We start from the raw sequence: 9318 nt of genomic DNA, 5'->3' as shown, positions 1-9318 counted from the left end.
TGCGCTCGGCACCCCGTATGGCGTCGGTCGCCGCACGGCGTGGCGGTCTGTACTAGTACACAGTGCGGGGATCGTGCTGTGCGGGACCGATCTGCGCCCCGCGATGAGCGGCCGGGTTACGGTTGACGTCGTGTTCTGTCTCGCGGCCCTGATCCCTTCGCCGCCCGTGCTGGTTCCCGAATTGTGCGGCGGCGCGGTGCCGGCCGGTGCGGAGACCGCTACGGCCGCCCCATCCGGTGCGGCCGACCGGTCCGAATCGGCGGTGGCGGCGCTGCGGACCGCTGTCCTGGAGACCGGGGCGGCGCTGGCCGAGGCGGCGTCGCAGTGGACCGTGCTCGGCGTGGCTGCCGCCGAGGGGCAGTACGACACCGGCACCGTGGGTACCTTCCGCGGTTTCGGGCCGGAGGTGACGGTTTCGCTCGGCGGGGTGCCCGCGGCGGCCGGGGGCCCCGATCCTGACCTACCGCTGGCGGTGCTCATCGCGGGCTGGTTGCGCGGCGCGGTGGCGCCGTCGGTGACGGTCCGGGCACAGATCCTGGCCACCGGCAGCTCCGCGGCGCGCTGTGCCGAGGCGGGGGCGAAATTGCGGGCCGAACTGGATGCCGTGGACGAGCCGCAGGGGGTGCTGGTCGTCGCCGACGGTGCCGCGACGTTGTCGACGGCCGCACCGGGCTACCTCGATCCCCGCGCGCGGGGCGTGCAGGACGAGCTGGATCGGGCGCTGTCCGCGGGTGACCGGGCCGCCCTGCTGGAAATGGACGCCGGGGTGTGCGCCGAATTGATGGTGTCCGGCCGGGTCGCGTATCAAGCGCTGGCCGGTCTCTTCGCCGCCGACCCGGTGCCGCCGGTGGTCGTCGAACGGTACCGGGACGCGCCGTTCGGAGTCGGGTACTACGCCGGATCGTGGCGGCCGGGCGGGCAGGGCCGGTGAGCGGGGCCCGCCGCCCGGTCGCGGTGGTCGGTCCGACCGCCACCGGGAAATCCGATCTGGCACTCGAGCTGTCCACCCGGCTGGACGGCGAGATCGTCAATATCGACGCCATGCAGCTGTACCGGGGTATGGATATCGGGACCGCGAAACTGCCGCCGGAGCAGCGGCGCGGGATCCCCCACCACCAACTCGACGTTCTCGACGTCACCGAGACCGCGACGGTGGCCGCGTACCAGGCCGCGGCGGCCGCCGATGTCGAGGCGATCATGGCGCGCAGGCGGCTCCCGGTCATCGTGGGCGGATCGATGATGTATGTCCAGGCCTTGCTGGACCAGTGGGAGTTCCCCGCGACCGATCCACAAGTGCGGGCCAAATGGGAAGCCCTGCTGGCCGAGCAAGGCGTGGCGGCGGTGCACGAGGCGTTGCGCCACGCCGACCCGGCCGCCGCGGCCACGATCCTGCCGACCGACGGACGCCGGATGGTGCGGGCACTGGAGGTCGTGGAGCTCACGGGGCGGCCGTTCGCGGCATCCGCACCCGCGGTGGGTGAGCCCCGGTGGGGCACCCGGATCCTCGGCGTGGACCGCGATACCGCCGAACTCGACGCGCGGATCGCGCAGCGCACCGACTCGATGTTCGAGACCGGGCTGGTCGACGAGGTGCGCGGGCTGGTGGAGCGCGGCCTGCGGGAGGGGCAGACCGCGCGCCGCGCCATCGGATACGCCCAGGTGCTGGCGTTCCTGGACGGGGAATACGATCTCGCGGAAGCACGGGAGCGCACCTTCATCGGCACCCGCCGCTACGTGCGCCGCCAGCGTTCCTGGTTCCGCCGAGACCACCGGGTGCACTGGGTGGACGCCGCGAACCCGGCCGCCACCGAGCTGGCACTGTCACTGCTGGCAGACTCTGCGGTACTCGATCCGACGGCATCGTCCGGCATACCCGATTCCGCAGCGAAGGAGCCCACCCACTCGTGACCCGGCAGATCCACAGCCGCAATGCCGCTGTCCAGGTGTGGACCGCCTACCTCGACAATCGCACCAAACGCACGCGCGACGGCCGGTTCCTCGTGCACGGTGTCCGGCCGATCACCCAGGCGCTGGCCCACGACTGGCCGCTGGAGACCGTGCTGTACCGGCTCGGCGACGATCCGGCCCTGTCCACCTGGGCGCGCGAGACGCTGGATCGGTGCCGGGTGCCCGCCGTCGGGCTGGCCCCGGAGTTGATGGCCGAGCTGGGGGAGAAGAGCGGGGGTGCGCCCGAACTGGTCGCGGTCGCCGAGCAGATCCCGGCCGACCTGGGCGCCTACGAGGCCGGGGACCCCGGGGACGCACCGGTGGTCGTGGTGTTCGACCGGCCCAACTCGCCGGGCAATCTCGGTACCCTCATCCGATCCGCCGATGCCTTCGGTGTTTCCGCGGTGGTGGTGAGCGGGCACGGAGCCGACCAGTACGACCCCCGGTGCGTCCGGGCGTCGACGGGTTCGCTGTTCTCGATGCCGGTGTTCCGGGTGGCCGGGCCCGCGGAGGTACTCGATTTCCGGGACCGCCAGGCCGGTCGGGGTATTCCGACTCGTATCGTCGGCACCGACGAGCGCGGTGCCCGCGCGGTGTTCGATCACGACCTGCGGGACGCCACGATCCTGGTCCTGGGCAACGAGACCAGCGGGATGAGTGCCGCATGGTCGGCGGCCTGCGACGATACGGTGTCCATTCCGATGGGCGGCAGCGCCAGCTCGCTGGGTGCGCCGTCGGCCGCGGCGGTGGCACTGTACGAAATTTCCCGGCAGCGCCGGACGTTTGCCAGGTGAGAGTTCAGGACGAGGAGAAGCGACCGACGTGCACAAGGGCGACGACGTGACCACCAGCGATGCGGCGGCCGTGGAATTCACCAAGGGCCACGGCACGCAGAACGATTTCGTGGTCCTCCCGGATCCCGGTGTGCGGTTGGACCTGACCCCCGAGCGGGTCGCGGCGCTGTGTGACCGGCGGCGCGGGCTCGGCGCCGATGGGGTGCTGCGGGTCGCGCGCGCGGGTGCGCTGCGGCAGGCCGGCGTGCTGACGGAGCTGCCCGCGGGAGTCGGACCGGACGATTGGTTCATGGACTACCGCAATGCCGACGGTTCGGTCGCCGAGATGTGCGGTAACGGGGTCCGGGTTTTCGCTCACTACCTGGTGTCGCGCGGGCTGGCCGCGGACGAGCGTTTCGTGGTGGGCAGCCGGGCCGGGGCGCGCCCGGTCGTGGTGCATTCCGCCGGGCCGGTGCACGGCGAGGTGACGGTCGATATGGGCCCGGTGCAGGTGCTGGGGGAGTCGGCGGCGACGCTGGCGGGCTGGGGTTACACCGGGCTGGGTATCGATGTCGGCAATCCGCATCTGGCGTGCGCCGACAACACCTTGACCGCCGAATCCCTGGCGAAGCTGGATCTGACGGTGCCGCCGGGATACGACCCGGACATGTTCCCGCGCGGGGTCAATATCGAGATCCTGACCGGCCTCGACGCCGGGGGCGGAGTCGATATGCGGGTCTACGAACGCGGCGTCGGGGAGACCCGTTCCTGCGGTACCGGCACGGTGGCCGCGGCCGCCGCGGCACTGGCCGCCGACGGTTTCGACCTGGCCGGCGGGACCGGTGAAGTCACCGTCCGGGTGCCCGGCGGACAGGTCCGGGTCGGGCTGGTCGCGGGCGCGGCCTGGCTGCGCGGCCCCTCGGAATTGGTTGCCACCGGTGAGCTGGCCGCGCAGTGGTGGCACGCGTAACGGGGCGCCGGGACGGTACCCCTGCCCGGTGAACAAGCCGCGGGCCGGAAATTCATATGCGCCGACCAGCGCATCAGTGGCAGCATGGATGGTGTATGAGAAGAAATGACACGTCCGGGACCAGCGGATGGTCCCCTGAAGCGTTCGACGCGGACTCCTTCGATCACGACGATCGAGGCGAGAGCGCCGACGCTACCGATATCAGCGGCGCGGAACGCGGCGACGATGCCGTCGTGCCCGGTCGCCGGGGCGCCTGGACGGCCGACCCCACCACCGGTGAACTCCAGCTCGACGAACGCAGCGCCCTGCGGCGGGTCGCGGGTCTGTCCACCGAGCTCACCGATATCACCGAGGTCGAGTACCGGCAGCTACGCCTGGAACGCGTGGTGCTGGTCGGTGTCTGGACCGAGGGCAGCGCCACGAGCGCGGAAGCGAGTATGGCCGAACTGGCCCGGCTCGCCGAAACCGCGGGTTCCGAGGTCCTCGAAGCACTCATCCAGCGTCGCGACCGGCCGGACCCGGCCACCTACATCGGCTCGGGTAAGGCCGACGAACTGCGCGCGGTGGTGTTGTCGAGTGGCGCGGATACCGTGATCTGCGACGGTGAACTCACACCCGCGCAGCTCACCGCCCTGGAGAAGGTCGTGAAGGTCAAGGTGGTCGACCGGACCGCGTTGATCCTCGATATCTTCGCCCAGCACGCCACCTCGCGCGAGGGTAAGGCGCAGGTCGCGCTGGCCCAGATGGAGTACATGCTGCCCCGGCTGCGCGGCTGGGGCGAATCCATGTCACGGCAGGCGGGCGGCCGGGCCGGCAGCAACGGCGGCGTGGGTCTGCGCGGCCCCGGTGAGACCAAGATCGAAACCGATCGTCGCCGGATCCGCGAACGGATGGCAAAACTGCGCCGCGAGATCCGCGAGATGAAAACGGCCCGCGACACCAAACGCGCGCGCCGCACCTCCAGCGGGGTGCCGGCGGTCGCGATCGTGGGCTATACCAACGCCGGTAAATCGAGTCTGATGAACGCGCTGACCGGGTCCGGTGTGCTGGTGCAGGACGCACTGTTCGCCACCCTCGATCCGACCACCCGCCGGGCGCAGCTCGAGGACGGCCGCGAGGTGGTGTTCACCGATACCGTCGGGTTCGTCCGGCATCTGCCCACCCAGTTGGTGGAGGCGTTCCGGTCCACCCTGGAGGAGGTCACCGGCGCTGATCTACTGCTGCATGTGGTGGACGGTGCCGACGCACTGCCGATGGAGCAGATCAAGGCGGTGCGTGAGGTCGTCACCGAGGTGGTGCGGGAGTCCGGGCATCCGGCGCCGCCGGAACTACTCGTGGTGAACAAGATCGACGAGATCGATCCGGTGGAGCTGACCCGGTTGCGCGCGATGCTGCCCCAGGCCGAATTCGTCTCCGTGCACAAGGATCTCGGTATCGACCGGTTGCGTGTCCGGCTCGGCGAGGTACTCGGCGGCCTGGATGTGGAAGTGAGTGTGCTGCTGCCGTACAACCGCGGCGATCTGCTGGCCCGCATCCATGCCGACGGCCGGATCGTGCAGTCCGAGCACACCGAGCAGGGCACCCGGGTGCAGGCGAAGGTGCCGCGGGCGCTGGCCGCCGCGCTGTCCGGCTATGCCCACGCGGGAGCCGTCGAGGCGTGACGGGTACCCGCGGGCATCGGCGCCACCGGCGCCCGCGGTGAAAGTGTGGGACTTCGCATATCCGGGTGTGATTTCCGCTGATGTCGATTCACAATCAATATCAATCGACTTCAGGAGGGATTCATGGGATACACGGGCGGGCCGCCCCCCCCCCGGGGCCCGCACCCCGCCGCTTCGGTAGCACCCCGGCGGAGTGTCGGTGCGGCGCTGTCGGTGGGGGTTTTCTGGGTAACCCGGGGGGCCGGCCCCGCCGCCGGGGGCCGGCACCGCGACGATTCGGTAGCACCGCGGCTGAGTGACGGTGCGCCGCTGTCGGTCGAGTTGAGCGCCGCCGATCTCCGGGTGCTGGAGGCGCTGCTGTCGCCGCTGCGGATGTGGAGCGACCCGCAGTTCTTCGGTTTGTCGAATATCCCCGAGTCCGGGCCGGCGTTGCTGGTCTCCAACCACAACCTGCTCGGCATCATCGACGCACCGCTGCTGCTCCCGGAGGTGCTGCGCCGCCGCGGCCGGCTGATCCGCGGGCTGGCCGAGAACGTGCTCATCCGGGTTCCGGGTGTGCGGCATGTGCTGCACCACTACGGGTCGGTGCGCGGCACCCGGGAGAACTGCCGGACCCTGCTCGAACAGGGGGAGACGGTGATCGTGTTCCCCGGCGGCGGGCGTGAGGCCATCCGCCGTAAGGGCGAGAAGTACGCGCTGCGCTGGGAGGGTCGCACCGGTTTCGCGCGGATGGCGATCGAATGCGGGGCGCCGATCCTGCCGGTGGCGATGATCGGTATCGACGATGCCTACGACATCATCGCCGACAAGGACGATCTGCTGCTGCGCCCGTTGCGCCGGCTGGTCGAGGCGTTCGGTATCCATACCGAGCTCACCCCGCCGCTGGTGCGCGGGGTCGGGCTCACCGCGATCCCACGGCCCGAGCGGTTCTATTTCTCCGTCGGCACCCCGATCGATCCGGAGCCGTGGCGCGAGGCACACGATCTGGACGAGGCCGCGGAGCAACTCTCCCTCGTGGTGCAGAAGGCGGTCCGTGAGGAACTGACCTTCCTGCTCGCCGAACGCGACCGCGACCGCGGCCGGACCCTCACCGGCCGGTTGCGCGAGCTGCTCCCGGTCTGAGCCGACGCTCTCACCCCGCCGCCCTGTGAATGGCCCGGCGGTGTGGTGATCGGACGCGGAACAGGTGCACCAGCGAATTCAGGGAGTGAAGTAAACAACGGTTCACACTCCGGGTACGGTGGATCACAGCGACGGGCCGGTGCGGCCCCGTCGGAGTGTTCACTAGGAGGTAGGTGTGGAGCGCACACTGTTCGAACCCGAGCACGACCTGTTCCGGGAGTCGTACCGCAAGTTTCTCGAGACGCATGTGGCGCCGTTCCACGACCAGTGGGCGGAACAGGGTGTCGTCGACCGTTCGGTCTGGCTCGAGGCCGGTAAACAGGGTTTCCTCGGCATGGCGATGCCGGAGGAATACGGCGGCGGTGGCGTGAAGGACTTCCGCTACAACTCGATCATCACCGAGGAGACGGTGCGCGGGCAGTACTCCGGTCTCGGCTTCTCGCTGCACAACGATGTCATCGCGCCCTATCTGCTGGAGCTGGCCAACGAGGAGCAGAAGAAACGCTGGCTGCCGAAATTCTGTTCCGGCGAACTCATCACCGCCATCGCCATGACCGAACCGGGTACGGGCTCGGACCTGCAGGGCATCAAGACCCGCGCGGTGCGCGACGGTGACGACTGGGTGCTCAACGGCGCCAAAACCTTCATCACCAACGGCATCAACTCCGATATCGTCATCGTGGTCGCCCAGACCGACCCCGACAAGGGCGCGATGGGCTTCAGCCTGCTGGTGGTCGAGCGCGGTATGCCCGGCTTCGAACGCGGCCGCAACCTCGACAAGCTCGGCCTGAAGGCGCAGGACACCGCCGAACTCAGCTTCACCGATGTCCGGGTGCCCGCCGCCAACCTGCTCGGCCAGGAGGGGATGGGCTTCATCCACCTGATGCAGAACCTGCCGCAGGAGCGGCTGTCGATCGCCGTTATGGCGGCCGCGGCGATGGAAGCCTGCCTGGATATGACCTGCCAGTACGTGCGGGATCGCAAGGCGTTCGGTAAGCCGATCGGCGCGCTGCAGAACACCCGTTTCGTGCTCGCCGAACTGGCCACCAAAACCACCGCGGTACGGGTGCTGGTCGACCGCTGCATCACGGAACTGAACGCGGGCACTCTGACGGTCGAGGACGCGGCCATGGCCAAATGGTGGAGCACCGAGGAACAGGTCGAACTGATCGACCGCTGCCTGCAGTTGCACGGCGGCTACGGCTATATGCGCGAATACCCGATCGCCCAGGCGTATCTGGACGCGCGGGTGCAGACGATCTACGGCGGCACCACCGAGATCATGAAGGAAATCATCGGGCGCAGCCTGAAGCTCTCCTGATCGGCGGGCTTCTGCCGGTCCGGTGATCCACTCGCCCGGCCGAGCCGCCGTTGCCCGGCCCGGTAGCTTCCGACGGAACTGCCGGGCCGGCTCGCGTTCGTGAGTGCTCGGGCGCGAGTTGCCGGTGCATGCGGCCGGCTGCCGGAAGCCCTTGGGAGACGGCTCTATCGCGCTTGTCGGTACCGCGGCGCGAGCCGGTTCACACAGGATGTGGCCGTATCCGACAAGGGGTATTTGGTGCATTTGTGCTCTCTGTACCAAATTTGACGAACGGCGCCCGATGCCCTGCGGGTGCGTGCTAGACAGGTGCTTTCGTTCGGCCCACCAGGAGAAGAGCACCGTGATCGTCGGCATCCGCTCTCGTCACTCATCCCGGCTCGCACGTATCGGCCGGTCGGCCGCCGCGTGCGCGTTCGCCGGCCTACTCGCCGTACCCGGTGCCGCCCAGGCGGATCCGGTGCTGCCGGTACCGTTCGGTGCGGAGGCCACCCGCGCGGCCGTCACGCACTACAGCGATCTGGTTTCCGCCCCGCCCGGCGCGAACGACTGGAATTGCCGGCCCCGGGCCCACCGCCCGGAACCTGTTGTCCTGCTACACGGGTACACCGCGAGCCAGGCAGGTAACTGGCAGACCCTCGCGCCCTTACTCGTGAACAACGGGTACTGCGTGTTCTCCCTTACCTACGGGCTCGGCGCGGCGGCGGACCCTGGAACACCGGGCGGCACGGAGGTCCGGGTCTCCGCGCGACGGGATGTGGCGCCCTTCGTGGAGCGGGTGCTCGAGGCCACGGGCGCCGAACGGGTGCAGCTGGTGGGCCATTCGATGGGTACCGTGGTCGCGCGTTACTACACCGCGGTGCTCGGCGGCGCGGCCCGGGTCGCGCGGTCGGTGAACATCGCCCCGCTGAACCAGGGAACCGATGTGCTGGGCGCGGCCACCATGACCGATATCGCCGAGCAGCTGGGCGTCGCCGACCTGGTCGAGCGAGCCGCGCTGACCCTCGGCTCCACGCCGGGCGGAAACGACCTGTTGCGCGGTTCGGACCTGATGGGCGAGCTTGCGTCCGCAGGTTTCCCGGAGAACGTGGCCTACACCTTCCTCATGACCCGTTACGACGAACTGGTCGTTCCCTACACCAGCGGAATGGGCCCCGCGGCCGCGAACATCACCAATATCGTGGTGCAGGACCACTGTCCGGACGCGCTGTTCGAGCATTTCACCGCCGCGTCCGATCCTGTGGTCGCGCAGTATGTGCTCGCCGCCCTGGATCCGGCGGCGGAGGCCGCGATCGATTGCGCGGGGCGTCCCCGCAACAGCTGAAGCCGATCCGGACGCACGCGGGGGGGCCGTAGGGACCCCCACAGGCCCCCCCGGGGGGGGGGCCCAACCCGGACCGCACATCCTGACCCATGTGCCGTCCCTCGACTCGAAACCCCGGCACCGCCGGCCGGGGATCGCGGATCAGTTGATCCAGTGCGGCGGCGAGCTTTCCGGCATCGTGCCGGGCCGTTCCCGCGTCGGCG

The 9318-nt window shown here is 69.7% G+C and carries 8 protein-coding genes; all 8 read left to right on the top strand.

The genetic code is table 11. The annotated features are described in order from the left end of the window. Positions 1-130 precede the first annotated feature (130 nt). The 8 genes from QH276_RS12375 (at position 131) to QH276_RS12340 (ending at position 9115) form a co-directional block, all read left to right on the top strand. Positions 131-931 carry a hypothetical protein gene (locus QH276_RS12375; RefSeq protein WP_280399867.1) on the top strand — a complete coding sequence of 267 codons (801 nt, stop codon included), beginning with the start codon at positions 131-133 and terminating at the stop codon, positions 929-931. Then, positions 928-1908 carry a tRNA (adenosine(37)-N6)-dimethylallyltransferase MiaA gene (gene miaA, locus QH276_RS12370; RefSeq protein WP_280399866.1) on the top strand — a complete coding sequence of 327 codons (981 nt, stop codon included), beginning with the start codon at positions 928-930 and terminating at the stop codon, positions 1906-1908. Before QH276_RS12375 ends, miaA begins: the two co-directional genes overlap by 4 nt. Then, positions 1905-2741, top strand: a complete 837-nt coding sequence (locus QH276_RS12365; protein WP_280399865.1) for a TrmH family RNA methyltransferase — start codon at positions 1905-1907, stop codon at positions 2739-2741. The genes miaA and QH276_RS12365 overlap by 4 nt, the downstream gene beginning before the upstream one ends. Before the next feature lie 70 nt (positions 2742-2811). Beyond that, positions 2812-3690 carry a diaminopimelate epimerase gene (gene dapF / locus QH276_RS12360; protein ID WP_280399873.1) on the top strand — a complete coding sequence of 293 codons (879 nt, stop codon included), beginning with the start codon at positions 2812-2814 and terminating at the stop codon, positions 3688-3690. 95 nt (positions 3691-3785) lie between these two features. Beyond that, the gene (gene hflX, locus QH276_RS12355; RefSeq protein WP_280399864.1) at positions 3786-5351 is read left to right on the top strand and encodes a GTPase HflX; all 1566 of its coding nucleotides are present in this window, start codon (positions 3786-3788) and stop codon (positions 5349-5351) included. 123 nt (positions 5352-5474) lie between these two features. Then, positions 5475-6473, top strand: a complete 999-nt coding sequence (locus QH276_RS12350; protein ID WP_280406734.1) for a lysophospholipid acyltransferase family protein — start codon at positions 5475-5477, stop codon at positions 6471-6473. 175 nt (positions 6474-6648) lie between these two features. After that, complete coding sequence (locus tag QH276_RS12345) at positions 6649-7794, top strand: acyl-CoA dehydrogenase family protein (RefSeq protein WP_280399875.1); 1146 nt, start codon at positions 6649-6651, stop codon at positions 7792-7794. 340 nt (positions 7795-8134) lie between these two features. After that, positions 8135-9115: a lipase family alpha/beta hydrolase gene (locus tag QH276_RS12340; RefSeq protein ID WP_280399874.1), complete on the top strand. Its 981-nt coding sequence runs from the start codon at positions 8135-8137 to the stop codon at positions 9113-9115. Positions 9116-9318: the final 203 nt, after the last annotated feature.

It is taken from the genome of Nocardia carnea, from assembly GCF_029869215.1.
Classification (GTDB): Bacteria; Actinomycetota; Actinomycetes; order Mycobacteriales; family Mycobacteriaceae; genus Nocardia; species Nocardia carnea_B.
This window is presented reverse-complemented; position numbering and strand designations above follow the sequence as displayed.

Bases quoted from the DNA above. Each gene is read 5' to 3' on its own strand.
- hflX (WP_280399864.1), top strand. From the start codon at position 3,786: ATGAGAAGAAATGACACGTCCGGGACCAGCGGATGGTCCCCTGAAGCG.
- QH276_RS12350 (WP_280406734.1), top strand. From the start codon at position 5,475: ATGGGATACACGGGCGGGCCGCCCCCCCCCCGGGGCCCGCACCCCGCC.